We start from the raw sequence: 13,363 nt of genomic DNA on the forward strand, positions 1-13,363 counted from the left end.
TGATTCCCCCTCACTCGTCGAATTGGACCGTCATACCAGGATATACGCTGACGGAATTACCGCGGTTGGCTCTGTCCCGAACGCGATGTCGTGACATAGATACTCTCTCTGTCGAGAATGAACTCATCAATGAACGCGGCGATGAACACGACCGTCTGGAAGATGAGATAGAACCAGAGCGTGAACGCCGCGAGATACTCGCGCCAGTGGTGTGTCTCTCCGTCGAGCCAGTCCTGCATGAAGACGAGATAGGAGACGACAACCGGTGCAACGGAGATTGCACTCCAGATTGCCCAGCCGCCCGGAATGAACGACGCAGTTGTGACACCCTGCAGGCCCTGGAACAACGGCATCGGAAACACCAGGACGAACAACACCGGTACGATCGCGTAGACGAACGTGTAGACCGCATCGACTTTCTTTCTCGTCGAAACGGCGGCTTCCTGGGGCAACAGCGGGAGATACCTGACTGCAACCTGCATCCAGCCGCGTGCCCAGCGCTTGCGCTGATTCCACCAGGCGTCGAGGGTCGCCGGATTCTCCTCGTAGGTGATAACGTGCGGATCCATTTTGAGCTCCTTGCCGATCTGGTGGATCTTCGAGGACATGTCGATGTCTTCGACGAGAATTTCTTCGTCGAACTCGCCGAGCTCATCGAATACCTCCGCACGGAAGAACGCCTGCCCGCCACCGAAGATCGTGAATCCATCGACGACCTCGCGTGCGAACAGATCAGCCTTCTCTGCGATGTGCCGTTCGACGGTCGCATGCAGTGCAAGTACTGAGTCGGTCGGATTGTCACCGTAGCAGCGACCTTTCACACACCAGGTGTCTTCATCTTCGAGGAACCAGGCAACCGCACGCCGAATCGCGTTCGGTTTGAATTTGTGATCTGCGTCGATACTAGCGATGATATCGCCCGTCGCATACTGCAGGGCGTAGTTCGTTGCTTTTGCCTTTCCACCGCCGGGTTCGTCGCGAACGACCGCTTTGAACCGCGAATCCTCTTTTGCGGCCGCGTTGGCAATGGCTGCCGTTCGGTCGGTCGAGCTGGCCTCATAACAGAGGACGACCTCGAGTTTCTCCTCGGGATAATCCACTCGTTTACACGCTTCGATCGTCTCTCCGAGAACCGGCTCCTCGTTGTACGCCGGAATCACGACAGAGACCGACGGAAGCTCTGTGTCTTCGGGAATCGATGGCGGATCGGAGCGCGAGAACGCGATCACCGCAGAGACGACTGTTCGGCCAACGAGACCGACTAACCCCAGCAGCAAGATCGTGTTGAGGAGACTTCCGTACCCCTCCACGTACGGGATTGGTAACAGAACACCCGTCACCAGAACCCCCGTAATGAGCGCATACGTCGATATCCGACGGAGAGATAGCGACGTCTCTTCGACTGTCTTGACTTCCATACTACCAGTACCTGGGGATACCTAATAAAAGCGTGAAATCGTTCCGTTCAGTTGCGCCGTTGCAGACCGTTGCGAGCCCAGCTAAGGTGATTTATACGGAAAGTAACTGACCGGAAATCCAGTGACTGTGCGCCCAAAGCTTACGATCCAGGTAGTCAGTAAACAGTAGCGGACAGTCTCCTCACAGTAGTGTGTCGTCGAACAGGAATATCTGACAATAATCGGATCGGTACCGGTGGTTGTTCCCAGCGAGTCAACAGCTGATCGGTCGCTGATTACTGAACGACCGATATCGTTTCCGCAGTCGTGTGGTCCGTATCGAGGTACATCGGCATGTACTGCCGACGTTCGAACGATTCTCGCTCGGATTCGTCTCCGACGGTACACCACAGTTGCACGCGCTCTGGGCCGTGCCAGTCGCCCTGGCGCTTGATCGAAAAGCAGACCAGTTCTTCGCCATCGTGCTCGATCACGGCATCTTTTCGAATGCCTGGATCGCCATCGATGATGAGATTCTTCATGCGTACTGCTCGCACCAGCACCGGATTAAAGCCTTCGACAGCGGCTCAGACTCGTTCGTACGAATCCGTGAGCCGATACACGCGCTTTCTCGCGTCCGTGAACGAAAACCGAGACTGGACGACGCCAATATCATCCAGCTGGGAGACTGCGTATCTGACCGTCCGGGTCGGCAACAGCGTCTCTTCGGAGAGCTCTTGCTGGGTCAGTGGTCCATCATACTCCAGCACCTTCGCCACCAGCTTCGCGCTTGGGGGACAGTCCTCAAGCTGCTGGCGGCCAATCGATTCGTCGCTGTGATCTGCTGTGCTCATACCACCGTTCATTGATGCAGTAATGTAATATTTTCTATTTCAATATTACTGTTGATTATTGCATCAGTGCAATCGGTAGTGAAACGGTCGTGAGCTGGCCGAATACCAGAGGGAGACTGCTTCTACCCTCAGTTGACCCGAAGCCTCTTAAGAGAACGACTGCTACTGTTCGAGTAGATGACCGACATCGTTGACGACGTCGAATGGCCGTACGAACCCGACGCGTCACAACAGGAAAAAATCGAGTCGCTCCAGGAACGGCTTGAAACCCTGGAGGGACAAAACGAGGAGATGCGGGACAAGCTTCTCGATGCGAACGCGGAGAACAACAAATACCAGCAAAAGCTAGAGCGGCTGACCCACGAGAACAAAAAGCTCAAACAGTCACCGTTGTTCATCGCAACGGTCCAGGAGATCACCGAGGACGGCGTGGTGATCAAACAGCACGGAAACAACCAGGAAGCACTGACTGAGGTCACCCAGGAGCTACGTGAGGCGCTGGGGCCAGACGACCGGGTTGCCGTGAACAATTCGCTCTCTATTGTGCGTATTCTCGATGCCGAGACCGATGTGCGTGCGCGGGTGATGCAGGTTGACCACCAGCCTAACGTTGGCTACGAAGATATCGGTGGGATCGACGACCAGATCGAGGAGGTCAGAGAGACCGTCGAGCTACCAATTACCAGCCCAGGTCGGTTCGATGAGGTCGGCATTGAGCCACCATCGGGCGTGTTGCTCCACGGGCCACCTGGCACTGGCAAGACGATGCTCGCCAAGGCCGTTGCCAACCAGACTGATGCAACGTTCATCAAGATGGCTGGCTCCGAGCTGGTTCATAAATTCATCGGCGAGGGTGCAAAGCTCGTTCGTGATCTCTTTGAGCTTGCACGCCAGCACGAGCCGGCCGTACTGTTCATCGACGAGATCGACGCCATCGCCGCCAAGCGGACCGAATCCAAAACGTCCGGCGACGCTGAGGTCCAGCGGACGATGATGCAGTTGCTCGCAGAGATGGACGGCTTCGACGAGCGTGGGCAGATTTCGATTATTGCCGCCACCAACCGGTTTGACATGCTCGATCGGGCGATCCTCCGGCCAGGCCGATTCGATCGGCTCATCGAGGTGCCAAAACCGGACGAGACGGGCCGTGAGATGATCTTCAAGATCCACACCCGCTCGATGAACGTGGCCGACGATGTGGAATTCGAAGCGCTGGCCGAGCTCACCGGGTCAGCAAGCGGAGCCGACATCAACGCCATCTGTACAGAGGCGGGGATGTTTGCGATTCGTGACGACCGCGAAACCGTCACACGCGAGGATTTCGAGGCCGCCTGGGAGAAGATCAGCGACACTGAAGACGACGATTCGGTCAGCCAGACGTTCGCCTGATCCATCCAATTGGTCGGTCACACCCATTTCGACGTTCCTTTCAACGTGTGTATTCTAGCTCCAGCCATGGATGCACAGCCGGGATTGGACGACCAGTATCGTCGCTCTAGCTCGTGGCCCCTCTTCGTGGCGCTCGGGCTCGTCATCTCCGAGCTGGGCGTGTTGTTCGGAGTCATCCCGATTTCCGTCGGTGGGCTGGTGCTGTTCATCGGTGCGATTGCGGCGGCCGTCAGCGAGGCAGGCTATACGGACCGTCCGTGGCGGTTGCTCGCCGGACTTGGCGGGCTGCTCGTTGGTGTTGGCGTTCTCATTGCTGTCACACAGGCGAGCGCCCTCGCACCTGAGGAGGTCGTTGGTGTCTTCGCGAAGGGATTCGCGCAACCACCCAACGGCGTCGTCGTGCGCGGAATCTCGATCATCGTCGCCGGCATCGCCGGCATCGTGCTCGCGCTTGTGGGACCCCAGCTCGCCACCACACACCGGTAACCACACCCAACGGGGCGAATCGAAGCGCTATTTAGCCGTCCGAACGATTTCGTGGGTATGGAATCCAGCGTCTTCGATCGAGAGACACTGCTCGATCTGACGGTGAACATCATCCCGCTCGGTATCATCGTGTTTTTCATCGCCGTATTCCTGCTGTTGCCAGGGTTCGGCTACGATCCGCTCGCAACGTCAGTACAGATGGCACTCCTGGTGATCCCATTTGTTTCGCTGGCAGCGTTAACGTATATTTCTGGCAAGGCGATCGCCCGGGACGAGCAGTTGCTCGAATCGGAGTAACGGCCGGGTTCTCCCCGAATTTTTGGTGCAAAATTCGTCGCCGCAGAACATAACCTTTCTAATCCACCGGTGCTGATGGGTCGTATATGGACCTATCAGCACAGCTCGCGCTGACCGTTTTGATGGGAGTCTTTCTCGCTGCGGTGGCGATGGCCCTGTCCCGCTTGGAAGACTGGCGAACGTACACGCCACTGACCAGCGGTGGGGGCGTCGCCGGCGGTGAGTCGGGCTACATCACGCGGGAAAAGCCGCTTGGGCTCACACGCTGGTTAACGACGGTCGATCACAAGGACATCGGGATCTTATACGGCGTGTTTGCCGTCATTTCGTTTGCCTGGGGTGGGCTCGCCGTCCTGTTGATTCGGACGGAGCTGATGACGCCCGCAATGGACGTGCTCGAAGGGCTTGGCGGCGAGGCGTTCTACAACGGGCTGATGACCAGTCACGGCATCACAATGCTGTTCCTGTTCGGAACACCAGTGATTGCCTCCCTCTCGAACTACTTCATTCCGTTGCTCATCGGTGCTGACGACATGGCGTTTCCACGGATCAACGCCATTGCATTCTGGTTGCTCCCACCGGCAGCGCTGTTGATCTGGGCTGGATTCTTCCTCGATCCGATGACGGGCGGGGCAATCGAATCCGCTCAGACTTCCTGGACGATGTACACGCCGCTTTCGATCATGCAGACGAATCCCGGCGTGGATCTGTTCTTGCTCGGATTGCATCTCTCGGGCGTTTCGGCAACGCTCGGTGCGATCAACTTCCTGGTGACGATTTTCTCAGAGCGCAATGAGGAGGTTAACTGGGCAAACCTCGACATCTTTTCGTGGACGATCCTCACCCAGTCTGCGTTGATCCTCTTTGCGTTCCCACTGCTCGGCTCTGCGATCGTCATGCTGTTGCTCGATCGTAACTTCGCCACGACGTTTTTCACCGTTCAAGGCGGCTCACCGATTCTCTGGCAGCATCTGTTCTGGTTCTTCGGTCACCCCGAGGTGTACATCCTGGTGTTGCCACCAATGGGTGTAATCAGCCTCATCATTCCGAAGTTCTCCGGACGGAAGCTGTTCGGCTTCAAGTTCGTCGTCTACTCCACGCTCGCAATTGGTGTGCTCTCGTTTGGCGTCTGGGCGCATCACATGTTCACCACAGGCATCGACCCACGGATTCGGCTCTCCTTTATGGCGGTCTCGCTTGCGATCGCCATTCCGAGTGCGGTCAAGACGTTCAACTGGATCACAACGATGTGGAACGGCGACATTCGGCTGACAGCGCCAATGTTGTTCAGTGTTGGCTTCGTTTCGAACTTCATCATTGGCGGCGTCACCGGCGTGTTCCTTTCCTCAATTCCGGTCGATCAGCTGCTCCACGACACGTACTACGTGGTCGGACACTTCCACTACATCGTGATGGGTGCAATCGCATTCGCGGGCTTTGCAGCCATGTACTACTGGTATCCGATCGTCTCCGGTCGGATGTATCAGAAGACGCTCGCACGCTGGCACTTCTGGACGTGGATGATCGGCTCGAACATCACGTTCTTCGCGATGTTGTTGCTCGGCTACGACGGCATGCCGCGCCGGTATGCAACGTACGGCGATCAGGGTGCGCCGTTCTCGGTGCTCATCCAGAATCTCCACATCATCGCCTCAGTGGGCGCGTTCATCATGGCGATCGGGACGATCATCTGGCTGTACAACTTCGTCGTCTCGTGGTATGAGGGCCCAGCAGCCGGCCCCGATCCATGGGACCTTCGCGAGTACGGCATGGAGTCCCGCGAGTTCGAGTGGCACGCAGACCGGCTCGAAACCGCCATCACTGACGGCGGCAGCGACGACCAGTCAGACGACTAGCTCGCGTCGAGCCCATCAGTTCTCGTATTCGTAATACATCGTCAGTAGTCTCTCCTGGCCACCCTCTGGGATGGCAATCGTTTTTTCAGCTCGCTCAAAGCCAACTGCTTCGTAGAACGGTTCGAGTCCGTCACGGCAGTACAAGGTAATGCGCTCAAGCGGCGTCGGCTCAAGACGGTCGAGAATTTCTGCAACGAGTTGTTCTCCCAGCCCCGCTCCGCGTCGGTCGGCGTGGACGATGATATCGAAAACGGTGGCATAAAAGGTAAAATCAGAGATGACACGAGCAGCCGCGATGCATTCGCCGTCGTCTACGAGGCCGATCGCCAGATCCGTCTGTTCGAGTGCTCGTTCTACTTGCGCTGGCGTTCGATCCTCCCACCAGCCGTACGTCGCGTACAACGCACACAGTTCGGGAGCGTCTCCACCATGCAGCACTCGTGATTCGACGACCATGTCGTGGCTGGGGATGGCCGTCGCAAAAACGGTGGCTGACGGTGAAATTCTCTCACACCATGTTCGCGACGAGAGCGAACGCGGAGAGCCCCATCAGCAGGGCAATTCCGGAGAACACGACCAGCAGGAGATCTTTCTCTTCCATACCTGCCATAGCAGTCCGAGGACAAAAAGCTCAATGTCCTGCTGGGCCAATCACTCGCGTGAACTCCCAGCAGAGCTACAATGGCCAGCGATTCGTTACGGGCCTCTATCTTGCGATCGTGGCGGTTGCGGGCGTTGCGGGCGCGATCATCGGGAGCCTCGGCATTGAGGGGACCGACCCCGAGCTATTCTTTGTGATTCAGTTGCCACCCACAATGCTCGGAATGGCGCTTTTCGGGGCGATCACGGTCGGCACGATGCTTGGCGTCGTTCTCGTCGTGTTGATTGCCGTCTCGAATCGCTACGTCGAGTAATCGCGTCGATCAATTATTGGCCCTGGATGACGAACGGTTGGCATGTACCAGATCGTAACCGGAATTGCTCCGGAGGATCCACAGACGGAGGCGAAAGTCAGTGCGATCACCGAGTTGCCAGCCGCCGCCGAGACGGTTGCCGTGACGATCGTGCACGTTAGCGACTCCGAGCGCGAGCTGCGCTCGGTACCGGCCGTGGACGTGGCCTACGAGACGCTTACTGAGCACGGCATCGACGTGACGCTGCGCCGATCGACGGCAACGCCGCTGAATGCTGTGCTGGCCGTTGCAGACGACCTCGACGCGGATTGCATCTGCATTGGTGGCCGGCGACGGTCTCCCGCCGGAAAGAACCAGCTGCGCAGCGGCTCCGAAGCAGTGATCCTGAACACCGAGCGCCCAGTGTTGATCGCCGGGCACACCACACAATCAGAGTGAGACAAGACAGACGTGATAGCTGATCGCCTCAATGGTGGCTGCCTCAAGCAGTCCCTCGGGATGGACGACCACCGGAACGCCGTTGTGGCTATCGCGCGCTGCAATAGCCGTGGTGACGGCCCTGTCGAACGACGCTCTGTCCGTCGCAACCGCGACGACAAGCCGAACCATCGGGGTCGAAACGACGTACGACGCAGCACCGTCAGTCGGTGAGACGTTTGCAGTGCCATACGCCGCGCGAAGACGGTGGCCAACACGATCGCTGAATTTCTGTGTCGTGTCTGCCGGACGAGTTACCTCAAGTGGTCCGTGTGCTGCTTCCACCGCAGCGATCGGAACTGCAAGCGTGACGCGATCGCTGCCCGCAAACAACAGATCCGTTCCGTAAAAGCCATCCGACCGATGAATGCCGATCAGACTCCCGCTGTCTCCGCCCGTACTCATCGGATCGAAGATTGTCACGCCCTCGAACGTGACCGGCGAATCGTAGTAGCCTCCTACGCGCACACGCGCGTCGTGTCCGCGTCGGCGACCACTCGTCACGCCCGTCGTGCGACCGCTTTTGTGAAACGTTGCGTCGGCGGAGGGCTCCTTCTCGAAGCCGACGAGCTGGCCAATCCCCAGAATTCGGTGGTCGATTCGACCGGGACGAACCGACACCAGTGCGCTATCGGTCGTGTTCGGCTCCTCGGAGTCAATCGTGGCAGACGTTTTGAGCGTCCCAATCCGATCGTCTGTGGTGCCACCATCCATCGGTCCGGGCTGATAAATCGGAGCTCCCTCGTTCGATCCGCCGATCGGTGCAGCGACGTGTGCGTTGGTCAACACGACCGGGTCGTCGGTTTCGGTGTGTAACACGGGCGTCCCCAGCGTCCCCGCTGTCACGTCCTCGTGACCGATCGAAACGCCCGCCGGCGCGGGTCGCCACCTGGCGGTTCGATCGGTTTCGCTGAGCGGGGGCTGACGCACAACACCGGCGTGAATTCTGGGTTCGCCGATCTCCTGAACGTCCGTTGGAATCGTTTCGCCGTCGATATCGACGGTTTCTGGAATCCTATCGCTGGCGGCGAGCTGGGCCACAGGACGCTTTTTGGAAACGAGAACGATGACCGCCGGTTCGTCCGTCGGCTGGCCACCAACCCTGCGGGTGCCAAGACAGGTGCCGATTACGTTGGGGTGTGATTCAAGCGCATCGCGGAGGTCGTCGGGGAGCTCCATGGTGACAAAGCACACGCACGAACGTGCTGTAAGCGTTTGGTGTGAAAATATGTCCGAAAAAATGCGTTCACAATTGTCGTGATAAATCCTACCAGAGGTCTATAAACCCACAACGAGGGGGCAAACCGCGGTCCTGATATGGCCCGCCCCAAAATGCTTCCATACTGGATTGTAGACGCGACCTGCGCACACCATGACCACGAACGACACAGGCAGTCCCTTCGCACCACACACGCCGTCCGAAACGACGGCGATGCTCGACGCCATTGGCGCCGACTCCGAAGCGGAGCTGTTCGACATCCCAGACGACGTACTGTTCGACGGTGAGTTCGACATCCCAAAACGATCCGAACGGGCGGTGCTGTCCGAAACAACCGCACTGCTCGAGATGAACGACTCGGTGACCGAATTCCTTGGCCGAGGACATTACGACCACTACGTTCCGTCGTGGGTGGACCACGTTGCCGATCGGTCGGAGTTTCTGACGAGTTACACGCAGTATCAGCCCGAAATCGCCCAGGGCTTTCTGCAGGCGCTGTTCGAGTATCAGTCGATGCTCGTTGAGCTCACTGGCCTGCCGGTGGCAAACTGTTCGATGTACGACGCCGCCACCGCACTCGGTGAGGCCGCAACGCTCTCGAGTCGTCTCCGATCGGTGACGGGGACGACAGTGCTCGTCCCAGAGCTACTCGAATCTGGCCGACGCGCCGTGCTCGAGAACTACGTTGCCGGCACTGAGCTGTCGGTCGAAACGTATCCGATGGACGATGGCGTCGCCGCAACCGATGCGGTGGCTGAGAGCTGCTCGTCGGATGTGGCGATGGTGTACGCCGAATCGCCAACCGTTCGTGGGACGATCGATCCGGGGCTGTCGGAGCTTTCGTCGATCGCCGACGAACATACTAGCGTGTTCTGTCTCGGAACGGATATCGTTGCGCTCGGACTGCTAGAATCGCCAGCTGCTGTGGGTGCCGACATCGTTGTCGGTGAGGCCGGATCGCTTGGATTAGGAGCGAGCTACGGGATGGGACTGGGACTGTTTGCCTGTCGTGAGGAATATCTCCGACAGATTCCGGGTCGGCTCGTCGGCTCCTCAACAGACGAGACCGGTCGGCGTGCGTTCACGCTCACCTTACAGACCCGCGAACAACACATCCGCCGAGAGCGTGCGACAAGTAACATCTGCACGAATCAGGCCTGGGTCGCGCTGAGGACCGCCATGACGGTTGCCGATCTCGGACCGGACGGACTTATCGAACTCGCAAGCGATTGCGTTCGGTCGGCCACGTCACTGGCAGAACGAATCGACGCGATTGAAGGCTACACCGCACCGGTCCATGACAGACACCACTTCCGGGAGTTCGTCGTCCGCACCGAGTCGTCGGCTGGCACCGTCCAGGAGGAACTGCTCGCCGAAGACATCGCTGTCCACGCGATCGACGAGCACCTGTTGGAAGTGTGTACGACCGAGACGACTGCCGACGAGCGCGACCGACTCGTTACCACCCTGGAGGGACTCGCATGAAATTCGATCAAGCACGCTGGATCACGGACGAAGACCGGTACGAACCGCTGCTGGCAGAAAAGCGATCGAAGACCGTCTCGGTCGATGCTGATGATGCGGGACTTCCAGACGAACTGACGCGAGATGAGCTAACACTCCCATCGCTTTCGGAGCCGGAGCTAGCACGACACTACACGCGGCTTTCGGAGATGACCTACGGGATCGAAAACGGACCGTTCCCGCTGGGATCGTGTACGATGAAATACAACCCATCGTTCACAGAGGACGTGGCCGCACTCGACGCGGGGCAGGTCCATCCCGACCGGCCCGCCGAATCGATTCAGGGCACACTTGAGGTGCTCTTCCGGCTCCAGGAGTATCTCGGTCGCATTGGTGGGATGGACGCCGTGACGCTCCAGCCACCGGCCGGTGCTGCCGGAGAGTTTGCTGGCATCCTCGTGGCGAAGGCCTACCACGAGGCCAACGGCGAGGACCGAACGGAAGTGATTGTGCCGGACAGCGCGCACGGAACGAACTTCGCCAGCGGTGCGCTCGCCGGTTTCGATGTCGTAACACTTCCGGGAGGCTCGGACGGACGCGTCGACTGTGAAGCTCTCGAGAACGCGGTTGGTGAAGACACCGCGGCGCTGATGCTCACCAATCCGAACACGCTCGGACTCTTCGAGCGCAACATCACCGAGATCGCCGACATCGTCCACGACGCCGGTGGTCTGCTCTACTACGATGGCGCGAATCTCAACGCCCTGCTCGGTCGGGTGCGACCTGGCGATATGGGATTCGACGTGATGCACTACAACGTCCACAAGACGTTCGCCACACCCCACGGCGGCGGCGGACCCGGTGCAGGGCCGGTTGGCGTTGGGAATGAACTCGCCGAATTCCTCCCGGAGCCCCGCGTTCGGAAAACGGATGACGGCTACGAACTGTTCACGCCAGAGTCCTCGATCGGCAAAGTGCACGGCTATCATGGCAACTGGCTCGTGCTCGTGAAGGCCTTTGCCTACATCGCCAGACTGGGCGATGCAGGACTCACCGATGCGAGTGCCAAAGCCGTCTTGAACGCGAACTATCTCGCCAGTCAGATCGAGTACGACGTTCCGTTCGAACCGTTCCACCACGAGTTCGTCGCGAGTGCAGACGCGGACGCAGCCGACGTTGCAAAGCGGATGCTCGATTTTGGTGTCCATCCACCAACCACGAAGTGGCCAGAAGCCGTCGAAGAGGCACTCATGGCAGAACCGACGGAGATCGAAACGAAGCGATCGCTCGATCAACTCGCCGAGGCGTTCAACGCCGTCGCGAACGAATCACAGGAAACGGTCGAGGATGCGCCGAACCGAACGGCCGTTAAACGGATCGATCAGGCAACTGCAGCGCGAAATCCACGGCTCTCCTGGCAAGCACTCGAGTTCGAAACTGAGTGATCACCATCCCATCGGCGGGAGTCGTGTCACACAGTTGCGACAGAACGTGTACAACGGATCGTTATCAGTGCCACAGTCCGGACACCGAACCACGGACGAATCCGACGGCGATTGCTCGCGGTCTGCATCAACGAACGGCTGGGGATCGCCAGGGTTTATCCAGTAGCTGGTGGCCGGAGTCGGCGGCTGGTCGGACTCCTCGCGCTCTTCAGGCTCCATATTCCGGGCCAGATACAGCAACACCGGAATCTGCAAGAGCGGGAACAGCACGAGGATAACCAGTCCCCACACCAGTGTATTCATACCTAAACTACGGTAGACAATGACTTACTCATTACGGTGTTTTTATTCTTTTTCAGTGATCCAATCGCCTGAGAGGATTTTAGTGCCTGGAATGCGAGCGGTTCGGTATGGATGCACACACCATCTCTCCGGTGGTATCGATCGTTGGGGTCACAGTCGGTCTCGTAATTCTGTTGTACGGCGTCGCGTTCGGGAACCAAACGGGACTCCAGCTAGTTGGCGGCGGGGTGACGGTGGTCGCAGTGGGGGTGCTTGCTGCGTATCTCCACCGGGCACAACCACTGACACAGACGCACTGAAGGGAAACCCTATTGTATCGCCGGCCGAAACGTCCCCCTGCAGTCCCGTGGTGTAGTGGCCAATCATAGCGGCCTTTGGACGTGGTTGGGATACCGATCGCGGAGGAAAGCCGTTGACCCCAGTTCGAATCTGGGCGGGACTATAGGTAGGCGGCGTCCCAGCGCGTCGGATTTCGCTGGTTACCACAGTCGGTGCATTCTGCGCGACCCATTGCATCCATAGAGACCTCGACACCGTCGCAGTTCGAACAGAAATAGCCGTACCGATCGGTTCGGTCGGTGTCGTTGTAGGCGACGAAAAACGGCGCGACAGTCCCCCGTTCTGCGTCATCGTGGTCAATGTACACCGTGGTGTTGTCCACGGAAACCGACTCAACGGCCGTCGGTTCGTCCTCTACGTAGACGTTTTCGACGTACTGCGTGCCGTCGATCTCGACGCGCTCGTCGACCGCCTTTTTCATGTCGTGGCGTTCGTAGAACTGATTGCCGCCGTGGTTGTCTCTGAGGACTCGACCGCGAAGCCGACTGGCACCCATCCGTTTCAGCTGATTGTCGATCGCATCGAACAGCGCCGTGCCAATCGACCGACCGCGATGGTCTGGGTCCACGTGCAGCCAGAGAAGATCACCATCGCCGTCGTCGTCGACGAGAACGCCCTCGGCAAATCCCACGAGAGCCTCCTCGTCGTCGGCAACCAGCACCGTCCGATTTTCATCGTCAAGTAGGTCAGAGAACGCATCGTCTGCGTACCACTGCGTGACGGCCCCCTCGATCGTCTGTGGACTCAAGGTGTACGAAGCCGACAAAGAACGGCGAGCAATATCACGAACTGCCGGTGCATCTTCGGTGGTCGCTGTACGAATGTTCATATTATGCTAAACCCATCCATCCACAATAAAGCCCACTGCCGAGGCGAAGCTTCTCCGAACAGCAACAGCCCCCTACAAGCCGGGGATCCCACCG

The 13,363-nt window shown here is 58.6% G+C and carries 16 protein-coding genes and 1 tRNA gene; 10 read left to right on the plus strand and 7 right to left on the minus strand.

Annotated elements, in window-relative coordinates:
* Window positions 1-56: 56 nt before the first annotated feature.
* The 3 genes from JXQ78_RS06395 to JXQ78_RS06405 all read right to left on the minus strand — a co-directional run bounded on the left by JXQ78_RS06395 (window position 57) and on the right by JXQ78_RS06405 (window position 2,251).
* The gene (locus JXQ78_RS06395) at window positions 57-1,418 is read right to left on the minus strand and encodes a glycosyltransferase (protein WP_330632646.1); all 1,362 of its coding nucleotides are present in this window, start codon (window positions 1,416-1,418) and stop codon (window positions 57-59) included.
* Between the two features lie 275 nt (window positions 1,419-1,693).
* The gene (locus JXQ78_RS06400; protein ID WP_330632647.1) at window positions 1,694-1,939 is read right to left on the minus strand and encodes an HAH_0734 family protein; all 246 of its coding nucleotides are present in this window, start codon (window positions 1,937-1,939) and stop codon (window positions 1,694-1,696) included.
* 45 nt (window positions 1,940-1,984) lie between these two features.
* Complete coding sequence (locus JXQ78_RS06405; protein ID WP_330632648.1) at window positions 1,985-2,251, minus strand: winged helix-turn-helix domain-containing protein; 267 nt, start codon at window positions 2,249-2,251, stop codon at window positions 1,985-1,987.
* Between the two features lie 177 nt (window positions 2,252-2,428).
* Between JXQ78_RS06405 and pan1 the strand changes: the two genes are divergently transcribed.
* The 4 genes from pan1 to JXQ78_RS06425 all read left to right on the plus strand — a co-directional run bounded on the left by pan1 (window position 2,429) and on the right by JXQ78_RS06425 (window position 6,279).
* Window positions 2,429-3,640 carry a proteasome-activating nucleotidase Pan1 gene (gene pan1 / locus JXQ78_RS06410; RefSeq protein WP_330632649.1) on the plus strand — a complete coding sequence of 404 codons (1,212 nt, stop codon included), beginning with the start codon at window positions 2,429-2,431 and terminating at the stop codon, window positions 3,638-3,640.
* A gap of 66 nt (window positions 3,641-3,706) precedes the next feature.
* Complete coding sequence (locus tag JXQ78_RS06415) at window positions 3,707-4,126, plus strand: DUF7541 family protein (RefSeq protein ID WP_330632650.1); 420 nt, start codon at window positions 3,707-3,709, stop codon at window positions 4,124-4,126.
* Between the two features lie 57 nt (window positions 4,127-4,183).
* Window positions 4,184-4,423 carry a DUF6684 family protein gene (locus tag JXQ78_RS06420; protein WP_330632651.1) on the plus strand — a complete coding sequence of 80 codons (240 nt, stop codon included), beginning with the start codon at window positions 4,184-4,186 and terminating at the stop codon, window positions 4,421-4,423.
* A gap of 86 nt (window positions 4,424-4,509) precedes the next feature.
* A complete protein-coding gene (locus JXQ78_RS06425; RefSeq protein ID WP_330632652.1) occupies window positions 4,510-6,279 on the plus strand; it encodes a cbb3-type cytochrome c oxidase subunit I in 1,770 nt (589 codons plus the stop codon).
* A 15-nt stretch (window positions 6,280-6,294) separates the two neighbouring features.
* Here JXQ78_RS06425 and JXQ78_RS06430 read toward each other — a convergent pair whose 3' ends face one another.
* Window positions 6,295-6,735 carry a GNAT family N-acetyltransferase gene (locus JXQ78_RS06430; RefSeq protein WP_330632653.1) on the minus strand — a complete coding sequence of 147 codons (441 nt, stop codon included), beginning with the start codon at window positions 6,733-6,735 and terminating at the stop codon, window positions 6,295-6,297.
* Window positions 6,736-6,938: 203 nt separating this feature from the next.
* Here JXQ78_RS06430 and JXQ78_RS06435 point away from each other — a divergent pair, with 203 nt between their 5' ends.
* Window positions 6,939-7,193: a DUF7520 family protein gene (locus tag JXQ78_RS06435; RefSeq protein WP_330632654.1), complete on the plus strand. Its 255-nt coding sequence runs from the start codon at window positions 6,939-6,941 to the stop codon at window positions 7,191-7,193.
* Between the two features lie 42 nt (window positions 7,194-7,235).
* Window positions 7,236-7,631, plus strand: a complete 396-nt coding sequence (locus JXQ78_RS06440) for a universal stress protein (protein ID WP_330632655.1) — start codon at window positions 7,236-7,238, stop codon at window positions 7,629-7,631.
* Here JXQ78_RS06440 and JXQ78_RS06445 read toward each other — a convergent pair.
* Window positions 7,623-8,849 (minus strand): hypothetical protein, encoded by a 1,227-nt coding sequence (locus tag JXQ78_RS06445; protein ID WP_330632656.1) that lies wholly within the window; start codon window positions 8,847-8,849, stop codon window positions 7,623-7,625. The genes JXQ78_RS06440 and JXQ78_RS06445 overlap by 9 nt on opposite strands.
* A gap of 193 nt (window positions 8,850-9,042) precedes the next feature.
* On the opposite strand from JXQ78_RS06445, the gene gcvPA reads away from it, so the two are divergent.
* Together gcvPA and gcvPB are read left to right on the plus strand one after the other, a co-directional pair.
* Window positions 9,043-10,374: an aminomethyl-transferring glycine dehydrogenase subunit GcvPA gene (gene gcvPA, locus JXQ78_RS06450; RefSeq protein WP_330632657.1), complete on the plus strand. Its 1,332-nt coding sequence runs from the start codon at window positions 9,043-9,045 to the stop codon at window positions 10,372-10,374.
* Entirely contained in the window at window positions 10,371-11,798 is a 1,428-nt protein-coding gene (gcvPB, locus tag JXQ78_RS06455; RefSeq protein ID WP_330632658.1) for an aminomethyl-transferring glycine dehydrogenase subunit GcvPB, read from the plus strand. Before gcvPA ends, gcvPB begins: the two co-directional genes overlap by 4 nt.
* Here the strand turns inward: gcvPB and JXQ78_RS06460 are convergent, their stop codons facing one another.
* Window positions 11,799-12,101: a DUF7577 domain-containing protein gene (locus JXQ78_RS06460; RefSeq protein WP_330632659.1), complete on the minus strand. Its 303-nt coding sequence runs from the start codon at window positions 12,099-12,101 to the stop codon at window positions 11,799-11,801. It lies immediately after the preceding gene.
* Window positions 12,102-12,208: 107 nt separating this feature from the next.
* Here JXQ78_RS06460 and JXQ78_RS06465 point away from each other — a divergent pair, with 107 nt between their 5' ends.
* Together JXQ78_RS06465 and JXQ78_RS06470 are read left to right on the plus strand one after the other, a co-directional pair.
* On the plus strand, window positions 12,209-12,400 hold the full coding sequence (locus JXQ78_RS06465; RefSeq protein ID WP_330632660.1) for a hypothetical protein: 192 nt from the start codon (window positions 12,209-12,211) through the stop codon (window positions 12,398-12,400).
* 41 nt (window positions 12,401-12,441) lie between these two features.
* Window positions 12,442-12,543, plus strand: a tRNA-Gln gene (locus JXQ78_RS06470).
* On the opposite strand, the gene JXQ78_RS06475 is transcribed toward JXQ78_RS06470, so the two are convergent.
* Window positions 12,541-13,269 (minus strand): GNAT family N-acetyltransferase, encoded by a 729-nt coding sequence (locus JXQ78_RS06475; RefSeq protein ID WP_330632661.1) that lies wholly within the window; start codon window positions 13,267-13,269, stop codon window positions 12,541-12,543. The genes JXQ78_RS06470 and JXQ78_RS06475 overlap by 3 nt on opposite strands.
* Between the last annotated feature and the right edge of the window lie 94 nt (window positions 13,270-13,363).

This window comes from Halocatena halophila (assembly GCA_027563145.1).
Classification (GTDB): Archaea; Halobacteriota; Halobacteria; order Halobacteriales; family Haloarculaceae; genus Halocatena; species Halocatena halophila.